Origin of the sequence: Bordetella ansorpii (assembly GCF_900078315.1) — a bacterium.
Classification (GTDB): Bacteria; Pseudomonadota; Gammaproteobacteria; order Burkholderiales; family Burkholderiaceae_B; genus Bordetella; species Bordetella ansorpii.
This window is the reverse complement of the sequence record NZ_FKBS01000025.1, coordinates 70,611-94,444: the sequence shown is the minus strand read 5'-3', so window position 1 is coordinate 94,444 and position 23,834 is coordinate 70,611. Positions and strand designations below refer to the sequence as shown.

The 23,834-nt window shown below is 68.2% G+C and carries 11 protein-coding genes; 5 read left to right on the top strand and 6 right to left on the bottom strand.

Annotation, left to right across the window (positions count from 1 at the left end; all coding sequences use genetic code 11):
• Positions 1-83: 83 nt before the first annotated feature.
• The 3 genes from A7W11_RS18095 (at position 84) to A7W11_RS18085 (ending at position 14,900) form a co-directional block, all read left to right on the top strand.
• Positions 84-1,067, top strand: a complete 984-nt coding sequence (locus tag A7W11_RS18095; protein WP_066416540.1) for a FecR family protein — start codon at positions 84-86, stop codon at positions 1,065-1,067.
• 283 nt (positions 1,068-1,350) lie between these two features.
• Positions 1,351-14,193, top strand: coding sequence for a filamentous haemagglutinin family protein (locus tag A7W11_RS18090; RefSeq protein WP_082887331.1), 12,843 nt, complete (start codon positions 1,351-1,353; stop codon positions 14,191-14,193).
• A gap of 104 nt (positions 14,194-14,297) precedes the next feature.
• A complete protein-coding gene (locus tag A7W11_RS18085) occupies positions 14,298-14,900 on the top strand; it encodes an RNA polymerase sigma factor (RefSeq protein WP_066416535.1) in 603 nt (200 codons plus the stop codon).
• A gap of 42 nt (positions 14,901-14,942) precedes the next feature.
• Here A7W11_RS18085 and A7W11_RS18080 read toward each other — a convergent pair whose 3' ends face one another.
• On the bottom strand, positions 14,943-15,974 hold the full coding sequence (locus A7W11_RS18080) for an endonuclease/exonuclease/phosphatase family protein (protein ID WP_066416532.1): 1,032 nt from the start codon (positions 15,972-15,974) through the stop codon (positions 14,943-14,945).
• A 216-nt stretch (positions 15,975-16,190) separates the two neighbouring features.
• Here A7W11_RS18080 and A7W11_RS18075 point away from each other — a divergent pair, with 216 nt between their 5' ends.
• The gene (locus A7W11_RS18075; protein ID WP_066416529.1) at positions 16,191-17,231 is read left to right on the top strand and encodes a uroporphyrinogen decarboxylase family protein; all 1,041 of its coding nucleotides are present in this window, start codon (positions 16,191-16,193) and stop codon (positions 17,229-17,231) included.
• 2 nt (positions 17,232-17,233) lie between these two features.
• The gene (locus A7W11_RS18070) at positions 17,234-18,190 is read left to right on the top strand and encodes a Bug family tripartite tricarboxylate transporter substrate binding protein (protein WP_066416527.1); all 957 of its coding nucleotides are present in this window, start codon (positions 17,234-17,236) and stop codon (positions 18,188-18,190) included.
• A 266-nt stretch (positions 18,191-18,456) separates the two neighbouring features.
• Here the strand turns inward: A7W11_RS18070 and A7W11_RS18065 are convergent, their stop codons facing one another.
• Genes A7W11_RS18065 through A7W11_RS18045 form a run of 5 tightly spaced genes read right to left on the bottom strand, consistent with a single transcriptional unit; the run spans position 18,457 to position 23,828 of the window.
• On the bottom strand, positions 18,457-19,530 hold the full coding sequence (locus A7W11_RS18065; protein WP_156523139.1) for a protein-glutamate methylesterase/protein-glutamine glutaminase: 1,074 nt from the start codon (positions 19,528-19,530) through the stop codon (positions 18,457-18,459).
• Positions 19,527-20,336, bottom strand: a complete 810-nt coding sequence (locus tag A7W11_RS18060) for a CheR family methyltransferase (RefSeq protein ID WP_066416522.1) — start codon at positions 20,334-20,336, stop codon at positions 19,527-19,529. The genes A7W11_RS18065 and A7W11_RS18060 overlap by 4 nt, the downstream gene beginning before the upstream one ends.
• A 15-nt stretch (positions 20,337-20,351) precedes the next feature.
• Positions 20,352-21,614, bottom strand: a complete 1,263-nt coding sequence (locus tag A7W11_RS18055) for an EAL domain-containing response regulator (protein WP_066416519.1) — start codon at positions 21,612-21,614, stop codon at positions 20,352-20,354.
• A 16-nt stretch (positions 21,615-21,630) separates the two neighbouring features.
• Positions 21,631-22,167 (bottom strand): chemotaxis protein CheW, encoded by a 537-nt coding sequence (locus tag A7W11_RS18050; RefSeq protein ID WP_066416514.1) that lies wholly within the window; start codon positions 22,165-22,167, stop codon positions 21,631-21,633.
• Positions 22,168-22,181: 14 nt separating this feature from the next.
• A complete protein-coding gene (locus A7W11_RS18045) occupies positions 22,182-23,828 on the bottom strand; it encodes a methyl-accepting chemotaxis protein (protein ID WP_066416510.1) in 1,647 nt (548 codons plus the stop codon).
• Positions 23,829-23,834 lie beyond the last annotated feature (6 nt).

Here is a 23,834-nt window from a genome sequence, read left to right as displayed (position 1 = left end):
TGCAGGTTTTGCTTCGCCCACTCGTGTATAGATATGGAAGTCCGTTTTTTCGCGCGTGGCGCGATCTCATGAAACCCAGCGCCATGTCCTCTGATCTCTCCGCGGCCACGCCCGACGCATTGCGGCGCGAGGCTTTGGCCTGGCTGCGCCGCCTGTCGCTGGGCCGGGTGACGCGGGATGAGGTGCGTGCCTTCGAGGCCTGGCGCGCCACCAGTCCCGAGCATCAGGCGGCCTGCGAACAGGCCAGGCAACTGTGGGAAGCCCTGGGCTCCACGGCCGGCATGCTGGCCGGCGGCAAGCCGGGCATGGTGGCTGCGTACGAGCGGGCTCAGGTCCGGCGTGTCTATACTCGGCGTGCCTTTCTGGGCGCGGCCGGCGCAACGTTTGCCGCGACCGGCGTGGCCGTCGCGCATCCGCCGCTAGGCCTGTGGCGTCCGGCCGCTGAGTGGGGCGCCGACTATGCCACCGCCGCCGGCGAGCAGCGCACGCTGGCGTTGGGGGCGGGGGTCGATGTCACCTTCAACACCCGCACCAGTGCCAGCCGCGCCATGCAGGGCGGACGGCTGGTCGGGCTGGACCTGCTGGCGGGCGAAACGGCCGTCGATCTGCAAGGAGGGCATCCCTTTGCCGTGACGGCGGGCGTCGGACAAAGCGTGGCCGATGCCTCGCGGTTCGAAGTGCGCTACCTGAACGGCAAGGTCTTCGTGACCTGCCTGGACGGGACGGTGCAAGTGCGGCATCCGGCCGCCACCCGGCCGCTGCAGGCCGGCCAACAGACCGTCTACGACGATCGAGCCATCGGCGGCATCGCGCCTGTCGACGCCGAGGCGGCCTCGGCATGGCGGCGTGGCCTGCTGGTATTTCACCGTACCCGCTTGTCGGCGGTCATCGACGAGATCAACCGCTATCGGCCGGGCCGCGTACTGCTGGCCAACAGCTCGATGCGCGACAAGCCCGTCAGCGGCAATTTCCAGATTGCCGACCCGGACAAGGCGATTGCCCAGCTGCAATACATGTTCGATCTGCAGCCCCGGCTGTCGCTGGGCGGCGTACTGATCCTGAGTTGAGCGCGCGGCTGCGTTCGTCCTTGCGGACGCTCAGGACATGCCTGGTCATCAACGCTTCTTTCCCTTGCCGTCGGGCGCGGTGTTGCATGCGGCCTGCGCAATGGAAAGCACACGCCATGCGCGAGACCGGCGCAGAAAAACTGCAGGTTCCGATCCGCCCGCTCGTGTAGAGATAAAGGGAGCCAGGCTTGCGCAGTTCATGCGGGGGTGTGCGACGGGCTCTTTGTCTCCATAGGCCAGGCGTTCTGCGTCGGCCGCGAAGCAAGCATCGACAGGGATCGACATGGTTATCAGCACTGCGGGCACGCAACGGGTTTCGCCGCGTGGCAAACGGCATTTCATGTTGGCGCCCACCGCGCGGGCCGTGGCGTTGGCACTGGCGGCCGGTGGCGTCATCTCGACCGCGCATGCACAGCAGGCCGGCGGCGCCTGGTTTGCCACCGGGGCCAAGGACTCGGTCCGCGCGAGCCAGCGTTCCGCCGCGCCCAATGCGGCGTCCCTGCCGTCCGCGGCGCGCCAGCAGGCGCAGTCGCGTGAACAGCTGTCCCGGTCGCTGGCCAACCTGAACCGCACCGCCAACGTGATCGCCGCGCAGCAGGCGGCGCAGAGCGCGGGCCGCGCCAATGCGAACAACGAAGCCTGGGTGCGTGACGGCGTGGGCGTGGATGGCCTGAACCCATTGGCCGATGGCCGCTGGGATGCCAGTGCGATCAGTGCGCCGGGCATGGGGGCCAATGGCCGCCACGCCGTCGCCATCACGCAGAACAAGCCGCGCGCCATCCTGGAGTGGCAAAGCTTCAACGTGGGCCGCAATACCGACCTGACCTTCAATCAGGCCGCTACCGATGCGGTGTTGAACGTGGTCAAGGGCGATACGCGGCCCAGCCAGATCCAGGGTTCCATCCAGGCGGCTGGCACGGTCATGGTGGTCAACCAGAACGGCGTGGTGTTCAGCGGCACCAGCCAGGTCAATGTGCGCAATCTGGTGGCGGCGGCGGCCAGGACCGACGATGCGTTGCAGGCGCAGTTCCTGGACCGCGGCCTGTACAGCCTGAACAGCACGACGCCGACCTTCAGCGCCGTGGGCGACCAGGCCCGCGTGCTGGTGCAGGCGGGCGCACGGATCAGCACCGCGGCGCCATCGTCCAGCACGGAGGGCGGCGGCTATGTGCTGCTGGCGGGACGCCAGGTCGAGAATGCCGGACACATCTACACGCCGGGCGGGCAGACCACGCTGGCGGCGGGCGACAGCTTCGTCATCAGCCGCGGACAGAGTTCGACGGCGAACGCCGCCTCGACCACGCGTGGCAATGAGGTCGCGGCGAGCGTGCTGGCGGGCAGCAGCGCGGGGACCGTCATCAACCGCGGCCTGATCGTCTCGCCCACCGGCGACATCACGCTGACCGGCAGCGACGTGACGCAGGCGGGCGCGGCGCTGTCCAGCACCACGGTGAACACGCGCGGCACGATCCACCTGAACGCGGTGAGCCCCGCGGGCCAGACCGATGCCGGCCGTGTCACGCTGGCGGACGGCAGCGCCAGCGCCATCCTGGTCGATGGCGCCAACGCCAGCGCGCTGGACGGCCAGCGCGATTCGCTGCTCGGTCCGGCCACGTCTTCCTCGGCGGCGCTGCAGGCGGCGGGACTGGATCGCCGCGATCTGTCGCGCGTGGAGATCCAGAGCGCCGGAACGGTCGATTTCCAGGGCGGTTCGCTGACGCTGGCCACCGGTGGCCAGGTGGCGGTGAAAGCCAATGCACGCACGCTGGTGCGAGACGGCGCCATCATCGACGTGGCGGGCGCCATCGGCGTGGCCGTGGCGATGGAGTCCAACGCCATCAAGGTCAACATCCAGGGCAACGAGCAACGCGACGCCTCGGTCAACCGGGATTCGGGCAATCTCAACAGTACGGACGTGTGGGTCGACGTGCGCGACCTGGTGTACGTGCCCGCGGGCACCAATGGCTATGCCAATGATCGCTGGTATACCGCTGGCGGCCTGCTGGAAGTAGGCGGCTACCTGGGCACGCAGGCGCATGCCACTGGTGAGTGGCTGTCGTCGGGCGGCATCGTGCGCTTCGAGGGCGCGGAGGTCGTCACGCAGGCGGGATCCCAGATCAACCTGTCGGGCGGCACCCTGGACGTGCAGGCTGGCTATCTGCCGATGAGCTGGCTGCGCGGCGCCAACGGCGGCCTCTACGAGGTGTCGCGCGCGCCGGGCGACATGCTGTACGACGGCCTGTACCAGGGCTATGAAAGCACCAGCGAACGCTGGGGCGTGACGACGAGCTACTACAGCCCGCTGATTGCGCCCAGCCGCCGCTGGGAGGCCGGCTACACCGTGGGCCGCGATGCCGGCACGCTGGTGATCGGCACGTCGCGAGCGGTTCTCGAGGGCGATCTCGTCTCCGATACGTATCAGGGCGCACGCCAGTCGCGGGCAGCGCAGGCCGGCCTGGACGGCTATCAGCAAGGCACCCAGGCCGTTGCGCGCCGCGCGCAGCTGATCGTGGGGTCGTACACGCCTTACTACTACAAGGAGGAGGGCCGCCTGGGCTATGCGCTGGACGCGTCGGCGGCCACCGTCGGCAACATCGTTGTCGGCGCGGTGGATCAGCGCGTGGCCGATGGGCTGGATCTGGACGGCGTGTTGCCGGAATCGCGGCAGGGAACGCTGTACCTGGACAGCACACAGCTCAACAGCTTCGGCCTGGGCTCGGTGCGGTTGGCGACCCGTGGCTCGATCATCGTGAACCGGACATTGCAAATGGCCGACGGCGGCGACATCGTGCTGTTCGGGCCGCAGGTCGACGTGCGGGCCGATCTGGTGGCGCGCAGCGGCAGCATCCAGCTGGGCAACGTGCTGAATCAGGTGGACAGCGGCAACACCGTCGTTGGGGACACGGTCATCAATGGCGACGCGGCGCAGGGGACGCCGTGGGTGAAGGTCGCGCAGGGCGTGACGTTGGATGCCAGTGGCCTGCGCGAGACGCCTCAGGGCAGCGAACGCCGCGGCATGGTCTCGGCGAACGCCGATGGCGGCAGCGTGTCGGTGCGGGGCAGCGGCGATGTGACGCTGGCCGAAGGCAGCGTGGTCGACGTGTCGGCGGGTGCGGCGTGGTTGCCGAAGAGCAAGCTGCAGGGCGGCCGTGGCGGCGATGTGACGCTGGCGGCCAATGCCTTCCAGGGCACCGGCCAGAGTGCCCTGGTGCTGGGCGCGGAACTGCGCGGACACGGGATGACGGGCGCGGGCACGCTGCGGCTGGAGTCGGGCCGGATCCAGGTCGGTGGCGCGGCGCCAGCGGACGCCGCCGGGCTGCTGCATCTCGATCCCGCCATCTTCCAGCAAGGCTTTGCCGCATACACGCTGCTGGGCCACTCGGGCCTGTCCGTCGCCGATGGCACGCGCATCGACGTGGCGCGGCCGGTGTTGCGCAATGCGGTGGACAGCGGCGCGGAACAGGCGCTGTCGGTGTGGACGCCGCCGTTGTCGATGCCGGACGCGAAGACCGCTGACCTCAACGGGCGCGCTGGCGCCGACATCCGTCTGCAGGCGGGTTCCGAATTGAGCACCGATGCCCAGCGGGCCACGACGAGCCTGCGTATCGGCGATGGCGCGCAGGTGCATGTCGATCCGGGCCACGACATCACGCTGGCTGGTGTCGGTGAGATGTATGTAGGCGGCGTCTTGCAAGCGCAGGGCGGCAGCATTTCGATTCGGCAGATGTGGCCGGTCGACGCCCAGGGTGATCCCGTGCCGTTGACGGAAACCGCGCATGCGCGCGCGATCCGCCTGGCTGGCGGCGCCATGCTGGACGTATCGGGCTACGCCAACATCGAGCGGGACCTGCAGGGCCGCCGTTACGGCGAGATCGTGCAGGGCGGCAGCATCGTGGTGGGCGGCAGGCTCGATACCGAGACCGGCACGTCCGATTCCGCCAACCTGTTCGTGGTGATCGAACGTGGCGCGCAACTGCTGGCCGATGGCGCCAGCGGCGTGATCGACGTGTCCGGCCAGGGGGCGGTCAACGTGACCAGCGCGGGCGGCAGCATTTCGCTGGGCAGCAACAACGGCCTGGTGATGGAAGGCACCCTGCGGGCGGCGGCAGGCGGCGCGGGCGCGGCGGGCGGCACGCTGTCGGTGGCGCTGGATGCGCCGCAACTGCTGCGTTCGGCGGCCAGCACGGCCAGCGACGCCATGCTGGTGCCGCGTGAACTGGTGCTGGCTCATGGCGCGGGCGAGCCTGCCGAGGCGGCCTACGGCCAGGCGCGGCTGGACATGGATGCCGTGCAGTCCGGCGGCTTCGGTGCCCTGAATCTGCTGAGCAACGGCATCATCGCCTTCGATGGCGACGTGTCGCTGGCCATGGGCCAGGGCCTGGGCCTGTACACCAGCACCCTGGCGCTGACGGAGACCTCCGCGCCGGATGCACGGGTGACGTTGGCCGCGCCTTATGTGCGCCTGGCTGGCGCCGTGAAATACAACCAGTCGGACATCACGTTCCGTCCGGTTGTGCGCGGCACGGCCTCCAGCCGGGAAAGCGAGGCCACGCTGCGCGTGCAGGCCGGCCTGATCGACCTGCGCGACGAGGTGCAATTGGGGGTCAGCGGCCAGATATCGCTGTCGAACTTCGGGACGCGCGCCGTGGACCGCCGCGGCTTCGCGTTCGCCGACCTGGACAGCAGCGGCGACATCCGGCTGCTGACGAGTTCGCCGGAGGGCCGCCAGGCCGCGGCCCTGTCCCAGGACTCGACCACTGTGTTCTGGACGCCCGGCGACCTGCGCCTGGCCGCCGCGCAGATCTATCCCACGCTGAACGCCCAGGGCACGGTGCGCGCCGGCACGCAAAGTACGCTGCGCATCGACCGCAACGGCGACACGCTGCCGGCCATGCCGGCCTCGGCCTTCGGCCGCATTGCCTTCGAGGGCGGCACGATCGAGCAGGCGGGGGTGGTGCGCGCACCCATGGGCAATATCGACCTCGGCGGCAGCGCTACCTCCGCCAGGATCGTGCTGTTGCCGGGCAGCGTGACCAGCGCCAGCGGCGCGGGCGTGCTCATGCCTTATGGCGGCACGACGGACGGCCTGTCCTACCAGTACGAAGGCGCCAACGTGCGGCTGTATGGCATGGGCGGAGAAGGCGTGTTCGCCGGCCTGCGGATCGGTGCGAACAGCATCGACGTGCGGGACGGTGCGGTGATCGATCTGTCCGGCGGCGGCGAACTGCGTGGCGCGGGCTTCATCACCGGTCGTGGCGGTTCCAGCGACGCGCGTTATCACCCGCTGATCCAGAACACGGCCAATGGCCTGGTTCTACCGGGGCTGGACAGCAATCCGGTCTACGCCATCGTGCCGGGCGTGCAAGCGGCCGTGGCGCCCGTGCTGGGCGAACGCGGCGCCGTCGATCCCGCTATCGGCCAGCAGGTCACGATCGGCGCCGGTGTGCCGGGCCTGCCCGCGGGCACGTACACGCTGATGCCGTCCACCTATGCGCTGATGCCGGGCGCGTTCCGCGTCGAACTCAATGGCGCGGCGCAAGGCCTGGGCCGCGTGATCCAGATGCGCAACGGCTCCTGGGCGACGTCGGGCAGCCTGTCGGTGCGGGGCACCGGCATCGGCGACGCCATCGCGCGTTCGCTGATCGTGACGCCGGCCGACACGGTGCGGCGCTACTCGCAGTACAACGAGACGTCGTACGCCGATTTCGTGCATGCCGATGCCGCACTCAAGGGCGTACCGCGCGCGATGCTGGAGGCGGACGCGCGCTCCCTGGTGCTGTCGGTGGGCTCGGGCCTGTCGCCCGAAGAAACGTTCCGCTTCGACGGTATCGCCGACTTCACGCCGGGCAAGAATGGCCTGGGCGGCACGGTATCGATCCTGGCCGATACGCGCCAGCTTGAAATCCTGCCCGAAGGGCGGATGCGCACGGACGGGTTCATCGGCGCATCGCTGAGCGTGGCGGATCTCAATGCCCTGCATGCGCCGCGCCTGTTGGTCGGCAGGATGCCGGTAGTCACGTACGGCCAGGGCGGCAATCTGGTCCAGTTCAATAGCTCTGCCTACCAGAACATCGTGTTGCGTGAAGGGGCGACCTTGCGCGCGGCCGAGGTGATGATGAATGCCAGCGGCCTGACCAATGGCAGCATCGTCATCGAGCAGGGCGCCAGCATCAACACGCTGGGACAGGGCCTTGCGCCCTACGACTCGTCCAGCGGCTTCATCTATGACCCCGTGCGCAACGCCATGCTGGCGGTGTCCAACGGCTGGCTGGAGATCCTGCCGCCCACGCCCGGACTGCCAGGCGCGCTGGATGCACCCGCCAAGATCCTGATCGGCGGCTGCGCCGGCCAGGATTGCACGGGCCAGACCGAGCTGTATGCCGAAGGCACGCTGGCGCTGGCCACCGATAACACTTTCGAGCTGGGCGACAGCGTGCGTTTCGGCGCGCGCAAGCTGGGGCTGGCCGTGGGCACGATCAACGTGGGCACGCAGGCCGCATTGGCCGACGCGGCATTGCGCAATGCGCTGCCCGGCGGCCTGACGCTGAACCAGCAGGTCATCGAGCGCCTGTTGCGCGGCGATGCCGCCAGCGGCGCGCCGGCCCTGGAAGAATTGTCGCTATCGGCCAGCCAGTCCATCGGCTTCTATGGCGACGTCGAGCTGAACACCCTCGACGCGGCGACGGGTCGTTCGACCCTGGACCGCCTGGTGCTGGGAGCGCCGGCGTTCTACGGCGCGGGCGCCGCCGACGAGCGGGCCGTGATTCGCACGGGTTCGCTGGTCTGGACCAACCTGACGGGCACGCCTGGCGCCATCGTCGCGGGCGGCGCGGGCACGGGCCTGGGCAAGCTGGACGTGTACGCCGACACCATCGTGTTCGGCCCTGGCCCGAATACCACGACCGACAAGCTCGACGACCAGCAGCGCATGACGCTGGGTTTCACCGACGTGACGCTGACCGCAGCCGAACGCATCACGGGCGACCTGAAGGGCGGGATGTCGGTCTACCAGTCGCGCGGCGCCTATGTGGAAGGCAGCGGCTTCTCTTACAGCGGCGGCAACCTGAACGTGGTGGCGCCGCTATGGACGGGCGAAGCCGGTTCGGTGCAGAACATCACGGCCGGGGGCACGCTGCGCTACACGGGCCAGCCCGCCGTGAGCGGCAATGCCGACGGCAACCTGGACCTGGGCGCCGAACTGGTATTGGCCGGCCAACAGGTGGTCCTGGACGGCACGATGCGCCTGCCCAGCGGCAAGCTGACCGTGCGCGCCGAACAGGACCTGACGCTGGGCGCCAATGCCATGCTGGACCTGGCGGGCCGCACGCTGGCGCTGCACGACGTGACGCAATACAGCTGGGGCGGCGACCTGATCCTGGAAAGCCGCACGGGCAACATCGCGCAGGAAGCCGCGTCGCGCATCGACCTGAGCGCACAGCATCACCGCGCGGGCACGCTGCAGGCGCTTGCCCTGGGCGCAGGCGCGGGCCGCATCGACCTGCAGGGCGCCATCCTGGGTTCGGCCAGCGGCCGCTATGACGCGGGCGGCACCTGGGTGCCGTACAGCGGCGCCGAGATCACGGTGCGCGCGCAGACCATCGCCGACTTCAGCGCGTTGAACGAACGCCTGACGCGCGATGCCGTCTTCGGCGCCCGCAGCTTCCAGATCAAGCAGGGCGACCTCGTCATCGGCGATGAGCTGCGCGCCGGCAGGATCGACGTGTCGGTGGACAACGGCAGCCTGACCGTTGCAGGCCGCATCGACGCCAGCGGCGAGCGCGTGGGCAGCATCCGCCTGGCGGCGGGACACAACCTGACCATCGCCGGTACGGCACTGCTGGATGCGCACAGCACGGTGCTGCGCGTGGACAGCTACGGCAAGATCATCGACAGTCCCAACCGCGCCACCGTCGAACTGGCCACGCGCCAGGGCACGCTGACACTGGCTGATGGTGCGCGTATCGACCTGCGCCATGGCACGGACGATGTCTCGGGCCTGGCCGACGGCCGCGCGCGCGGCACGCTGACGCTGAACGCGCCACGGCTGGACCAGACCCAGCCGCGCCTGGGCGACATCGCCATCGACGCGCGCGGCGCGTTGGACATCCAGGGCGCGCGCGACATCATCGTGCTGGGCACGCAGCGCTATACCGATGCGTATGCGGGGTCGGGTCTCAATGCCGACGGCAATCCGTACCAGTACATCGACCAGGGCTACCTGGACGCCAAGCATCTGGACAGCGTGGCGTTCATCGACGCCGCGCTGGGCAATGCTTCGCTCATGCAGGGCAAGCTTGCCGGACTGAACGACGACCGGTACCGGGAGGCCTTCCACCTGCGCCCGGGCGTGGAGATCGTGACTCAGGGCGACCTGATGGTGCGCGGCGACGTGGACCTGTCGGGCTACCGCTACACCAGTGTCAATCCGCGCACGCCGCTGACCACCGTGTACGGCTCTGGCGAATCGGGCAACCTGGTGCTGCGTGCCGGTGGCAACCTGGACGTGATGGGCAGCATCACCGACGGCTTCATGCCGCCCGACCTGGCCACGACCGAGACGCGTACGGATGGCAAGGGCTGGTTGCTGATTCCGGGCGTGCAGCCCTTCGGCAACGAGGTGGTCATTCCGATCGACGGCGTGACGCTGGCCGAGGGCACGTTCTATCCGGCGGGCCGTACGCTGAATTTCGCGCTGCCGTTCGCGGATTTCACGCTGGCGGCTGGCCTGGAGATGCCGACGACGCTGACGCTGTCCGCGGGCATCAGCCTGGGCGCGGGTACTCTGCTGCAGGCCGATATCCATGGCCCGGATGGCGCGCTACTGTATGCCGCAGGCACGCTGCTGACCGATGCGGCGAACTTGCCGGCGGGATCTCGATTGGGGGCGGGCACCCGCCTGAGCATGGACGTGCCGGTGCTGGGCGGCATCTGGCCCGAGGGCGTGGCGCTGCCCACGTTCGGCCTGACGCAGCGCGGCGAGCTGGCGCTGGCCGTGGGCTCGCGGCTGCCGGCCGATACGGACGTGAAGCTGCCGCAAGGCGTGGACGTGGTGAACCTGCGGCCCGAGGACGCCAACGGCCAGCAGGGCCGCAACTGGGCCATCGCCACGCTGCTGCCGCAAGGCACGCAGTCCTGGTCCATCCGCCTGGTGGCGGGCGCGGATACCGGGGCGGCGGACAATCGCCTGACCCGGCCCGATGCCACGAACGCGTCGTTGCGCTTCTCGGATCCGCATTTCATTGGGTCGCGCGAGACGGTGGGTGGAGGGGGCCCCGAGGCGCCTTATTACGTGTGGGCCAGTGGCGAGGTGCAGGGGATTGGCGAGCCGGGTACGCGCGTCGATGACGTGGATCTCGAGTTCTGCGTGGCCCTGGGCTGGTGCGAACTGTTCGATCCGAACCCCAAGCAGTACGTGTGGGCCAGCGGAGAAGTGCAGGGGATCGGCGAGCCGGGCACGGCCGTCACAGAGGCGGATCTCGCATTCTGCATTGAGCTGGGCTGGTGTATCGAAGCGCCTGCCCAGCCTCAGGTCAAGTACGTGTGGGCCAGCGGCGAGGTTCAGGGTATCGGCGAACCCGGCACGGACGTCACGGAAGCGGATCTCGCTTTTTGCATCGAACTGGGTTGGTGCCTGCCGGTTGCTCTTGAGCCCGAGCCCGCCCGCTTGGTCGTCACGCCCGATACGCAACTGTTCAGTGTGATGCGCACGGGCGCCGGCGACCTGGACCTGATCGCCGGCGGCGACGTTCGTGTCGACTCGCTCTACGGCATCTACACCGCGGGCGCGCAATCGGCCTCGCTGGCCGCGCCGGGCGCCTCGGATGCGTATCAATTGACGCGCGGGGGCTTCGACGGCGCACTGGTCTCGCCGTGGACCCTGTCATCGAAGCTGGGCCCCAACGGCACGGACTACGAGCACCTGGCGCAGCAGATCGCGCAAGGCGGCCTCTATGCTGCCTGGTATCCCGAGCAAGGCGGCAACGTGCTGGTCTCGGCCGGCGGCGATCTGCTGGGCAACAGCCTGACCACGAAGGGCAATGCCGGTGTCGGGTATCGCGCACAGATGCCGTCGAACGCCGTGGGAAATTGGCTGTGGCGCCAGGGCACCGGCACGCGCACCGATGGCGGCGAGGAACTGCCGACCGCGTGGTGGATCAACTTCGGCGCGTTCACGAAGGATCGCGGCGGTAACGACGACGCGCCTTTCGTGACGGGCTTCACCGGTATCGGCACGATGGGCGGTGGCAACCTGGACCTGCGCGTACAGGGCGATGCCGGCATCGTGACCGGCTACGGCCAACTGGGCGACGGCACGACGCAACAGAACCGTGCGCTGAATCTGGCCATCGGCAGCACGGGCCGCGTGGCCCCCGACGGCTCGCTGGTGCTGACCGGCGGCGGCGACATCGACGTGCGCGTGGGCGGCGGCCTGAATCCCTTGCAGTCGGGCAATAACGTCGTATCGTCGTTGAGCGACTTGTCCGGCGTGCTGGTCAACCTGCGCGGCAACCTGAACGCGCAGGCCGGCTCCATCGGCACGCTGGCGCTGACCTTCGGCAGCTACGCCGCCAGCCACAACGGCAAGGAATCCCGCGCCTACCAGGCCTTCACGTCCACGACGGCCACCGCCCAGGGCGGCGTGACCCTGATGCCGGGCGATGCCACTGTCAGCCTGCAGACGCGTGGCGATCTGGTGGTGCAAGGCACGGGTGACGCGGGCCGGGTGCGGATGCGCAACACTACGCCGTTCGACGATGGCAAGGGCAACCTGTACGCGGGCGGCGGCACCAGCACGTTCTCGCTGTGGACCGACGCCACGGCGATCGACCTGATGAGCGCGGGCGGCAACATGACGCCGTTTCTGACCGTCGCCAACAGCGTCAACACACCCGTGTCGGGCGCGCGTTTCTACGTTCCCGCCATCCTGCGCGCGACCGCACCGGCGGGCAGCCTGTACTACGGTGGCGCCGCGCTGGGCCGCAGCGGTGACAGCAGTACCTCCATGGTGACCGCGCCGTCGGTGAATGGCCAGTTGCAGTTGATTGCGGGGGATTCCATCTATGCCGCGGGACATGCGATCACGCAATCAGGTGGCAACCCGGATGACGTGGCCAACCCGCTGCGTCCGGCCTTTGCCGGTTTCAAGGGATCATTCTCCAATCCTGAGTACGACAACTACGCCAGCGACGTCCCCGCCAGCGACACCTCGCGACTGTTCACTTTCGGTGTGGACCAGTACAGCCTGCAACCGGGCGACGTGCGCCAACCCGTGCGCTTCTATGCCATGCAGGGCGACATCATCGGCCTGCGCACCGGCGAGATCCTGACGTTCGCGCAGGACAACAATCTGACGGTCTACCAGGGCAGTGGCCCGTTGCGCGTGATCGCGGGCCGGGACATCGTCAATGCCGGCATGCCGCTGGGCACTGGCACGACGGAGGCCCAGGGCGGCGTGATAGACACGCGCAGCCCCGGTACTTCACGCGGCAACCTCATCGTGCACAGCCGCGAGGACGACGTCTCGCTGGTGTCGGCGGGCCGCGACATCCTGCTCAGCACCTTCGAGGTGGCGGGCCCCGGCCAACTGGAAGTCGTGGCGGGCCGCAACGTCTATGCAGCGGGTCCGGGCGTCGGCGACGTCTACCAGGAAAGCGCGTTCACCAGCCTGGGCAGCATCGATGCCAGCGCGCCGCCGATGCGGGGCGCGTCGATCGCCGTCGTTGCCGGTGCGGGGGCGCAAGGTCCGGACTACGGCAGCTTGCTGGCGCGCTATCTGGATCCGGCGCGCCAGGCCGAAGCCGGCCGTCCGCTGGCAGATCAGCCGGGCAGTGCGGTGCGCACCTATGCGGGCCAGTTGACGCTGGCGCAGTGGCTGCAGGAGCAGTACGGCTACACCGGTGACGAGGCGGGCGCCGAGGCCTATCTGGCCGACCAGCAGGCCAAGCGCGACGCCGACACCTCGCAGCCGCGCCGCATCCTGGCCAACGACTACCGCGACGCCAGCCAGCTGCATCTGGTGAACTGGCTGCAGACGCGCTTCGGCTACGCGGACAGCGAGGAGGGCGCGCGCGCCTACTTCGACGCACTGCCCGCCGAACAACAGCGCATCTACGCACGCCAGTTGTACTTCGCCGAGATCAAGGCGGGCGGCCGCGAGTACAACGACGAGGAGGGTCCGCGCTTCGGCAGCTATCTGCGCAGCCGCGAGGCCATCGACACGCTGTTCCCCGCCAGCGCCACGTATTCGGGCAGCGTCACCATGTACGGCGGCGCGGGCATCCGCACGCTGGGCGGCGGCGGCATCCAGGTGCTGACGCCGGGCGGCCAGCAGCTGTACGGCATCGAAGGCACGGCGCCACCGTCCACGGCGGGCGTCATCACCCAGGGCGAAGGCGACATCGAACTGTTCTCACGCGACAGCATCCTGCTGGGCCAGAGCCGCATCATGACCACCTTCGGCGGCAATATCATGGCCTGGTCTGCCACGGGCGACATCAACGCGGGCCGGGGCAGCAAGACCACCGTGGTCTACACGCCGCCGCGCCGCACCTACGACGCCTTCGGCAACGTGACGGTTTCGCCGGTCGTGCCCAGCACGGGCGCGGGTATCGCCTCGCTGGCGCCGATTCCCGAAGTGCCGGGCGGCGACATCGACCTGATCGCGCCCCTGGGCACCATCGACGCCGGCGAGGCGGGCGTGCGCGCCTCGGGCAACATCAACATCGCCGCGCTGACGGTGGTGAACGCCGCCAACATCCAGGTGCAGGGCGACGCCACGGGCATCCCGGTGGCGGCGGTGGTCAACACCGGCGCGCTGACCAATGCCAGCGCGGCGTCCACGGCGGCGGCCGAGGCGGCGCAGGATTCGGTGGCGCGCAGCCGCGCGGCGGCCCGCCAGTCGCTGCCGTCCATCATCAGCGTGCAGGTGCTGGGCTTCGGCAACGACCCCGTGCGCCCCGAAGGCGCGCCGCGGCAGGCACCGTCGTCGCCGGAGGCATCGGTCAACGCCCGGGCCTACCACGCCGCCAGCCTGTTGCAGGTCGTGGGCGAAGGGGACCAGGTCTACCCCGAGCAGCAGCAGTACGTCAGCGCCCGGCAGCAGCGTCAGTTGCAGCAAGGCCAGTAGCCAATCGTCCTTTTATCCAAGCTCTCCCTCCTGTCCCGCGTGGACAGGCAGGGGCGGGGTTTGCCGATGAAGCGGCAAGGTCTGTACACACGAGGATGCCACGCATGGACATGCGCGTTCCTTTCTTTGCTGAATTCGCCGAAGAGGCGGGCTATGTCTCGGCCGAAGCCGGCGCCGGCCTGGATGCGGCCGGGCTGCGTTGCCATCTGGAAGCGCATTACCGCACCCTGCACCGTCGGCTGGCGCACGACCTGGGCTGTACGGACCGCGCCAGCGACAGCCTGCACGATGCCTGGCTGAAGCTGGGCGATATGGCGCCCACGCTGCGGGTGCGCAATGCCGATGCCTATGTCTACCGGGTGGCGCGCAATCTGGCGCTGGACCAGTTGCGCACCGAACGCCGCATCGTGTCGTGGGAAGACCTGGAGGACGAGGCTGCCTTGCCCGATCCCCAGCCGGGGCCGGCGCAAACGGCCGAGGCGCGCTCGGTGCTCGCCCGGCTGGAGCGCGCCCTGGTGGACTTGCCATACCGCCACCAGTGCGTGCTGTTTGACGTGCGTGTGGCCGAGCGTACGCGCGCCGAAGTGGCCGAAACCTATGGCCTGTCCACGCGCAACGTCGACACGCTGGTGCGGCAGGCATTGGACCACTGCGCGGCCAGGCTGCGGGGTACCTGTGCGGACGGGGAGTCTCTGCGCGCGGCCTGACGGACGCGGATCGCTCCGTTGGCCGCGCGTCGGCTGTCCTTGCTACTTCGCCGGCCGGTACTTGAACGACGCGCGGATGATGCCGTGGTCGTTGGTGCCGCTGGTCTTGTGGTTGTCGAAGTTCAGGTGGTCGTTGTTGACCAGCATGCCGTCGAACATCCAGATGCGCTTGCGGCTGTGGTCGTAGAACTCCTGGCTGACCAGGATCTGGTCCAGTGATTCGCGCTGATCCTGGAAAACGTGGGTGTAGTAGACGTCCCGCGTGTCCCGATACTCTTGCAGGGTCTGCGCGGTGTACAGCGCCACGTCGCCGCCGCCCTGCGCATCGCCCATCAGATAGCGCGGCTGCTCGGTCAGGATGTTGGCCGTGTTGCTGTGCTGGTCGTCGTTGATGTCGCCCAGCACCACTACCGGCACGTCGGTGTTCTTCAATTGCTCGGTCAGCAGGTAGCGCAGCGCGGCCGCCTCGGCGGTACGGCGAATGGTGGATAGTGCACTGCCCAAGGCGTTGCCGTGCTTGGAGTAATGCGTCTTGTCGGCCTTGTACCAGTCTTCGTTGTAGACCTCGGTGGGCCGTTTCGACTTCAAGTGGCAGACGTAGAAATGCACGTCGGGGCTTTTCTCGTGCGGCCGCGCCACGAAATGCAGCACCGGCCGCGAGAACCCCGAAATGTTCACCTCGATCAGCGGGGTCTGCGGATCGTCGCCCTGCGATTGCAGGATGAAGTCGTCGGGAAAGTCTTCGATCCAGTCCGGTTCGCCCACCAGCAGGCCGCGGCGCACGATGGCCGCGCAGACGATCTTGCCGCCATCCGCATCGGGCGGCGTCAGCACGTCGTACTGGTCGGTGGCCTCGATGCGTTCGAGGGCATCCGTCAGTGCCTGGGCATGCCAGAGTTCCTGGAACCCGAACACGTCGGCCTGCATCAGGCCGATCTGGTGCGCCGTCCAGGCGATCTTCATGTCGTACTGCTCCTGCGACCAGCCATCCTTGTCCGTGTCGTAGATCGGCAGGCCGGGCAGGTTCAGGTTGTACAGATTGAAGGTGGCGATGTGGAACGTCGAGAGATTCATGGCGGGCTCCGGGGTGGACCGCGTACGAATCTAGTGCCGGCGTATGACAGCAGGAATGCGTGAAATAGTGGCAAAAACAATTGGAAATAAGTGACGTTGCCAGAAGATGAGTATCAGCTGTCATTATGCGAATTCCGCTCAAGTTAACGGCAAACCCAATTCACGCTGTTTTTCATATAAAGCGCGGTTGTCCTCTTTCCTTTGCCCGGAGTTGCCATGTCCCCGTTGTTGCCCACCACGCTGGTCGGTTCGTATGCCCAGCCGGATTGGCTGATCGATCGCAAGCGCTTAGGCGACCGCTTTCCGCCGCGCGTGCGCGCGCAGGAGCTGTGGCGCGTGGCTCCCGAACTGCTGGAAGAAGCGCAGGACGACGCCACGCTGCTGGCGATCCGCGCACAGGAAGAGGCCGGCCTGGACATCGTGACCGACGGCGAAGTGCGCCGCGAGAGCTACTCCAACCGCTTCGCCACCGCCCTGGAAGGCGTGGACATCGACAACCCCGGCTCGGCGCTGGACCGCAGCGGCCATCCCAACCCGGTGCCGCGCGTGGTCGGCAAGATCCGCCGCAAGCATGCCGTGCAGGTGCGTGACGTGCAGTTCCTGCGCGCTCATACCGACCGCCAGATCAAGATCACGGTGCCCGGCCCGTTCACCATGGCCCAGCAGGCGCAGAACGACTTCTACGCCTCGGAAGCCGAAATGGCCATGGATTACGCCGAGGCCGTCAACGCCGAGATCCGCGACATGTTCGCCGCCGGCGCCGACGTGGTGCAGATCGACGAGCCCTACATGCAGGCGCGTCCCGAGAAGGCCCGCGAATACGGCGTGGAAGTGCTGAACCGCGCGCTGGAAGGCATTACCGGCCGCACCGCCGTGCACATCTGCTTCGGCTATGCCGCCGTCATCCACGCCCGTCCCAACGGCTACTCGTTCCTGCCCGAGCTGTGCGGCTGCAAGGCGCACCAGATCTCCATCGAGACGGCCCAGTCCAACCTGGACTGCTCGGTGCTGGAATCACTGTCCAACAAGGAAATCATGCTGGGCGTGCTGGACCTGTCGACCAACGAGATCGAGCAGCCCGAGGCGGTGGCCGCGCGCATCCGCCGCGCGCTGCCGTACGTGGCGCCCGAGCGCCTGATCATCGCGCCCGACTGCGGCCTGAAATACCTGCCGCGCGACGTGGCCTTCGGCAAGATGAAGGCGATGGTCGAGGGCGCGAAGATCGTGCGCGCCGAGCTGGCCGAGCGCCGCGCCTGATCATGATCCGCAAGCTTCTCGCCCTGTCTTTTTCCCTGCTGCCGGCGCTGGCCGCCGCGCAGGATTTCCCTACGCATCCGGTCACCATCGTGGTGCCCGTGCCGCCCGGCGGCATCGTCGACCTGGCCGCGCGCCTGGCCAGCGAGCCGCTGTCCACCAACCTGGGCCAGCCGGTCGTCATCGACAACCGCGCGGGCGCCAGCGGCAACATCGCCTATGCCATGGTGGCGGGCGCGCAGCCCGACGGCTACACGCTGCTGGCGTCGTACTCGATGTACCACGTGGGCAATCCCTCGATGTTCTCCAACCTGCGCTGGACGCCCGAGTCGTTCAAGCCGGTGGGCATGGTGGCGGTGTCGCCGCACGTGGTCACGGTGCATCCGTCGCTGCCGGTGCACAACCTGAAAGAACTGGTGGCCTACGCGAAGGCGCATCCTGGCGAGGTCAACTACGCCTCGCAGGGCAGCGGCTCGGTGCCGCACGTGGGCACGGAACTGCTGAAGCAGATGACGGGCACGGACATGGTGCACGTGCCGTACAAGGGTTCGGGCCCCGCGATCCAGGACGTGCTGTCCGGCCGTGTCCAGCTGTTCGTGACGACGCCGCCGTCGGTGATCGGCCATATCCAGATGGGCAAGCTGCGCGCCATCGCGGTCGCGGGCAGCGAACGGCATCCGATGATTCCGGACGTGCCCACGGCTGCCGAACAAGGCTATCCCGGCTTCGAACTCGACGCCTGGGTCTCGCTGTTCGCACCGGCCGGCACGCCCGACGCCGTGGTCAGCAAGATCAGCGCGGCGCTTGAGACGGGCCTGAAGAAGCCGGGGATCATCAAGACGGCGGAAGAAGCGGGTATCCGTGTCAACTACGAGAACCCGGCTCAGTTGGGCGAGACCGTTGCCAAGGACACGGCGCATTGGTCGCAAGTGATCAAGTCGGCGAACATCACGGTGAATTGAGCGGCTTTGCTGGCGTCTGATATTGGTGTTCTTCAGACGCTTATGGCATAACTGCGAGCGCCACAGGCTCGCCGCGCCTAACGGCGGTCGCCAAACACACTGCCGCTACGCCAATCGCGTATCTTGCGACCGGTCAATTCTAGACACCTTGAGCCTGCGGCAGGGCGGAGGAGTTGCGCCCGGAGCGTGAAAGCGCGAGGACGTAACTACGCAGCCCTGGCGCTGGCGCTCAAGAACCCAGCACTTCCGCCAGCAAAACCCGCCCTTCACCGCAACGCCTGAATCTCCCGGGCAATCCCCGCCAACGGCACGGACCGCTCCACGGCCCCGCGCTTGACCGCCTCCCGCGGCATTCCATACACCACGCAGCTTTCTTCGTCCTGGGCCAGCGTGCGGGCCCCCGCCGTGCGCATCTCCAGCAGCCCGGCCGCGCCATCATCGCCCATGCCGGTCATGATGATGCCCAGCGCGTTCGCGCCCGCATGCCGTGCCACCGAACGGAACAGCACGTCCACCGAGGGGCGGTGCCGGTTCACCAGCGGGCCGTCCAGGACGTCCACCAGGTATTGCGCACCACTGCGCCGCATCGTCATGTGCTTGCCGCCCGGCGAGATCAGCGCGCGTCCCGGCAGCACGCGGTCGCCGCTGCGCGCCTCGCGCACCTCGATCCGGCTGAGGCTGTCCAGCCGCGCCGCGAAGGCCGCCGTGAACTTCTCCGGCATGTGCTGCACGATGACGATGCCGGGGCATACGCGCGGCAGGCTGCTCAGCACTTCTTCCAGCGCCTGCGTGCCGCCGGTGGAGGCACCCAGCGCCACGACGCGCTCCGTGGTCTGCAAGGGCGCATGCACTTCCGCCGGGGGCAGCACCGCATCCGCGCTGTAGCGCGGCGTCGGGGCGGGCACGGGCAGGGCGCGGCGCACGTTGGCGCGCGCCGCACCACGTATCGTGTGGATCAGGTCGGCGGCCGACTCGGCCAGGAACTGGCGCAGGCCCAGCTTGGGTTTTTCCACCACCGCCACGGCGCCGGCGGCCAGCGCGTCCAGCGTGACGCGGGCGCCTTTCTCGGTCAGCGTCGAGCAGATCACCACCGGGGTGGGGCGCTGCTGCATCAGCAGGCGCAGGAAGGTCAGGCCGTCCATGCGCGGCATCTCGATGTCCAGCACGATGACGTCCGGCCAGGCCTGCTGCATGCGGGCCATCGCCAGCACCGGGTCGGCCACGGCGTGCAGCACGTGCATGCCGGGCGCCTCTTCCAGTACGCCGGCCAGCACCTGCCGCACCACCGCCGAGTCGTCGACGATCATCACCCCGATGGGGGGGGAACGCGTATCGCTCATCGTTTCCGGTACACCGACGGCATCACCTGCTGCACGGGCAGCGCCAGGCCATGCAGGCTTTCCGAATGGCCGATGTACAGCCAGCCGCCGGGCTTGATGCGCGACAGCACGCGCTCGACCACCTGTCGCTTGGTCTCTCCGTTGAAGTAGATCAGCACGTTGCGCAGGAAGGCGACGTCGAACGGGCCCAGGTCGGGCAGCGCGGCATTCAGGTTGGCATGCGTGAAGCGTACGTGCTCGCGCACGCCGCGATCCACCAGCAGCGTGCCCGCCTGTTCGCCGCGCCCCTTCAGGCAGTAGCGTTTCAGGTATTCCTGGGGAATCTGGCGGGTGCGCTGCTCGGGATAGTGGCCCGTACGGGCGCGCTGCAGCATGCGGGTGCTGATGTCCGTGCCGATCACTTCGAAGGCGCCGCCTCGCAGGCAGTCCTTCAGCACCATGGCGATCGAATAGGCCTCCTCTCCGCTCGAGCTGGCGGCGCTCCAGGCGCGTACGGGCTGCGGCCCGCGACGTTGGGCGTTCTCGCCGCCGAAGGTGCTGGCCAGCAGTTCGAAGTGGCGCGGCTCGCGGAAGAAGTACGTTTCGTTGGTGGTCAGCAGATCGATGGCGGTCTGCACTTCATCCGCGTGGCCGCCGCTTTCGAGCAAGGCGAAGTAGGCGCCGTAGGTCTGCGCGCCGCAGGCGTGCAGGCGCTTGGACAGCCGGCCGGTGACCAGCGCCTTCTTGGCCGGCGACAGGCTGATGCCCGCCGCCTCGAAGATGAAGCGCTGGAACTGGCCGAATTCCTGGTCGCTGATGGCATGCATGGTGAATCCTCGGGTTCAGTCCGCGATGGGGGTATGCGCGGGCGGCTCGCGCAGTTCGCCGATGCGCTCGGCATGCTGGCGCATCCAGCGGGGCACCTCCGCGCCCGGCATGGGCTTGCCGATGAAGAAGCCCTGCCCGACGTGGCAGCCCAACTGCTGCAGCAGCCGCCATTCCTCCATCGTCTCGATGCCTTCGGCGACCGACACCACGCCCAGTTGCCTGGCCATGTCGATGGCCGACTTCAGGATGACGCGCAGGCTCTTGCGTTCGTTGGAATGGCGCACGAAGGCCCGGTCGATCTTCAGTTCGGTGAACGGAATGCGCGTGAGCTGCTGCATCGAAGAGAACCCCGTGCCGTAATCGTCGATCGACAGGCCGAAGCCGCGCAGCCGCAGGCGCGCCAGCAGGCCGCGCGCCTCGCTGTGTGAGTCCACCACCGAGCTCTCGGTGATCTCGAAGCAGATCTGCTCGGGCGTGGCTTCGAAATGCTGCACCAGCCTGACCAGGTCCTGTGTCAGGCCGGGCCAGTCCAGCAGGCGCGGCGACAGGTTGACGGCGATGGACAGGCGCAGGCCGCGGCTGTTCCATATGCACAGCTGGCGCAGCGATTGCTCAAGCACGCGGAAGGTCAGCGGCTGGATCAGCCCGCATTCCTCTGCGGACGGAATGAATTGGCCGGGCGAGATGGGGCCCAGTTCGGGATGCACCCAGCGGGCCAGCGCCTCCATGCCGCGCACCAGCCCGGTATGCATGTCCGCCTTGGGCTGGAAGTGCACCGTGATCTGGTCGTCGCGCAGGGCCGCCTCCAGCATGGCCGGCGTCATGGGCATGGCATCCGTGCGGCCCGAGGCCGGACAGAAGCGGCGATGGCGCGTGGCGCGCCGCGACAGTGCGTCGGACAGCGCATTCAGCGTCAGCGGCTTCTCCAGGCCGGCCAGCACCGAGACGCCCAGATCGTTGCCGATGGCCAGCACCGAGTCGATCAGAGCGCTCTCGCGGCCGGAGGCGATGATGATGTCCGTCTCGGTGCTGCGAATGCGCAGCGCCTCGATCAGTTCGATGCCGTCCATCTGGGGCATCTCGATGTCGACGATCATCAGGTCCGGGGGCGCAGGCAGGGTGGCGATCAGACCCAGGGCCTGTATGCCGTCACCGGCCTCGTGCACCCGCAGCGCGCCCAACTGACGGCACAGCGCCGCGGCATGGCGGCGCTGCACGGCGCTGTCGTCGACGACCAGCACCGAACCGAGCGTGGGCAGGGAGTCCTTGGGCGACATGGGACCGCCGGCCGGGTTATGCGACGTGCGCGAGCACGGGCGGCGGCTCGCCTTGTTCACGCAGCTGTTCGTGGAACTGCTCCAGCACGCTGACCGACAATGCGCGGTCGACCGACAGCAGGATCACGAAGCGGCCGCGCACCTTGCCCACGCCAGACAGGAAGTCGGGGCGGATGCCGGCGCCGAAAGCCGGCGCCGGCTCGATGTCGGCCGGCGCGATGTCGATCACCTCGTTGACGGCATCGACGATCACGCCCAGCACTTGCCGGCCGGCGTCGGCGTCGTCGATCTCCACGATGACGATGCAGGTGCGCTTGGTGACGGGTGAGGCCGTACGGCCAAAGCGCACCTGCAGGTCCATGACGGGCACCACGGCGCCGCGCAGGTTGATGACCCCGCGGACCGATGGCGGCATCAGAGGAACCACTGTCAACGCTTCGTACTCGATGATTTCCTTGATCGACAGGATGCCGATGGCATAGGTCTCGCCGCCCAGCATGAACGTCAGGTATTGCGAGGCCTCGGCGCCGTGTACGGAGGGTGCGGCGTGCATGGTGGATCTCCTGCTCAGTAGCGGCCGAACTGCGATTCGTCGGGGGCGTCCACGCCCGCCAGCGCCAGCCGGCCGGCGGGTTCGGCGGCATGCAGTTCGGGCGCGCGGCGAGCCGCGGGCCTGGGCTTGTAGGCCGCGCGCGCCGGGGCGCTGCCACCGGCCAGCTTGAAGTACGACATGGCCTGCTGCAGCTGTTCTGCCTGCGAGCTCATTTCCTCGGCCGTGGCGGCCAGTTCTTCCGAGCTGGAGGCGTTCTGCTGCGTGGTCTGGCTCAACTGGCCGACCGCGGCGTTGATCTGGCCCACGCCCGAGGACTGCTCCTCGGAGGCCGCCGTGATTTCCTGCACCAGATCGGAGGTCTTGCGGATGTTGGGCACCATCTGCTGCAGCAGCTTGCCGGCGCATTCGGCCAGGTCCACGCTGGAACTGGCGACGTCGCTGATTTCCTGGGCGGCCACCTGGCTGCGCTCGGCCAGCTTGCGCACTTCGGCGGCCACCACGGCGAAGCCCTTGCCGTGCTCGCCGGCGCGCGCGGCCTCGATGGCGGCGTTCAGGGCCAGCAGGTTGGTCTGGTAGGCGATGTCGTCGATGATGCTGATCTTCTGCGCGATCTGCTTCATGGCGGCCACGGTGGACACCACGGCCTCGCCGCCCTCGGCGGCTTCGCTGGCGGCCTTGGTCGCCATGCTGTCGGTCACCTTGGCGTTTTCGGTGTTCTGCGCGATGGAGGCGGTCATCTCCTCGATCGAGGCGCTGGTCTCTTCCACGCCGGCCGCCTGCTCGCTCGAGGCCTGGCTGAGCGACTGGGCGGTGGCGCTGACTTCCTCGGACGCGCTGGCCAGCGCTTCGGCGCTGCTGTTCACCTCCGACACCACCTGAGACAGCTTGCCGCTCATGTTCTTCAGCGCGGCCATCATGCTGGTGGTGTCGTTCTTGCGCGTGTCCACGTCGACTGTCAGGTCGCCGCTGGCAATGCGCTGCAGCACTGAGGCTGCGTACGACGGCTCGCCGCCCAGCACCTTGATCAGGCCACGAGTGATGAACAGCGCCACCAAGGCGGCCAGCACGACGGAGGCGGCCGCCAGCGTCATCACCAGCGTGCGCGTCTCGGCGTAGACCACGTCGCCTCGGGCATTGGCCTCATCCATCATGTTGCCTTGGTGCGTGGCGAGATCGCGCAACGCTACCTCGACGGCGCGGCTGGCCGGGGTCAGTTCGGTGACCAGGAAGCGTTCGGCCTGATCCCGGTCGGTCTGCAGCAGCGTGTTGAAGATCTGCACCTTGGTAGCCAACGTGGCGCGCTGGGTGGTGATCGCCTTCAGCAACGCCTTGCCCTTCTCGGTGTTGGCGTTGCGTTCCAGGTCTGCCAGGTTCTTGCTGCGCACGGCCTCGTTGTCGGCCAGCCGCTGCCGGCGGGCCTCGATGTCTGCGGGGTCGTTGGCCAGCAGGATGCCCATGTACTGCTGGCCATCGTCGATGGATCGCTGCAGGTTCTGGTTGGCCATCACGATCTTGGGATAGCGGTCCTGCGTGACATCGGTCAGCGCGTCGTTGACGTCGTTCAGGCGCGTCAGGCTGACGATTGAAATGCCCAGCAACAGCAGAATGACGATGCCGAATCCAAGCGCCAGCCGGGTGGCGACTTTCATATTCCCGAACATGTAAAG

Bases quoted from the DNA above. Each gene is read 5' to 3' on its own strand.
- A7W11_RS18045 (WP_066416510.1), bottom strand. From the start codon at position 23,828: ATGTTCGGGAATATGAAAGTCGCCACCCGGCTGGCGCTTGGATTCGGC.
- A7W11_RS18050 (WP_066416514.1), bottom strand. From the start codon at position 22,167: ATGCACGCCGCACCCTCCGTACACGGCGCCGAGGCCTCGCAATACCTG.
- A7W11_RS18060 (WP_066416522.1), bottom strand. From the start codon at position 20,336: ATGCATGCCATCAGCGACCAGGAATTCGGCCAGTTCCAGCGCTTCATC.
- A7W11_RS18075 (WP_066416529.1), top strand. From the start codon at position 16,191: ATGTCCCCGTTGTTGCCCACCACGCTGGTCGGTTCGTATGCCCAGCCG.
- A7W11_RS18085 (WP_066416535.1), top strand. From the start codon at position 14,298: ATGGACATGCGCGTTCCTTTCTTTGCTGAATTCGCCGAAGAGGCGGGC.
- A7W11_RS18095 (WP_066416540.1), top strand. From the start codon at position 84: ATGTCCTCTGATCTCTCCGCGGCCACGCCCGACGCATTGCGGCGCGAG.
- A7W11_RS18080 (WP_066416532.1), bottom strand. From the start codon at position 15,974: ATGAATCTCTCGACGTTCCACATCGCCACCTTCAATCTGTACAACCTG.
- A7W11_RS18065 (WP_156523139.1), bottom strand. From the start codon at position 19,530: ATGAGCGATACGCGTTCCCCCCCCATCGGGGTGATGATCGTCGACGAC.
- A7W11_RS18090 (WP_082887331.1), top strand. From the start codon at position 1,351: ATGGTTATCAGCACTGCGGGCACGCAACGGGTTTCGCCGCGTGGCAAA.
- A7W11_RS18055 (WP_066416519.1), bottom strand. From the start codon at position 21,614: ATGTCGCCCAAGGACTCCCTGCCCACGCTCGGTTCGGTGCTGGTCGTC.
- A7W11_RS18070 (WP_066416527.1), top strand. From the start codon at position 17,234: ATGATCCGCAAGCTTCTCGCCCTGTCTTTTTCCCTGCTGCCGGCGCTG.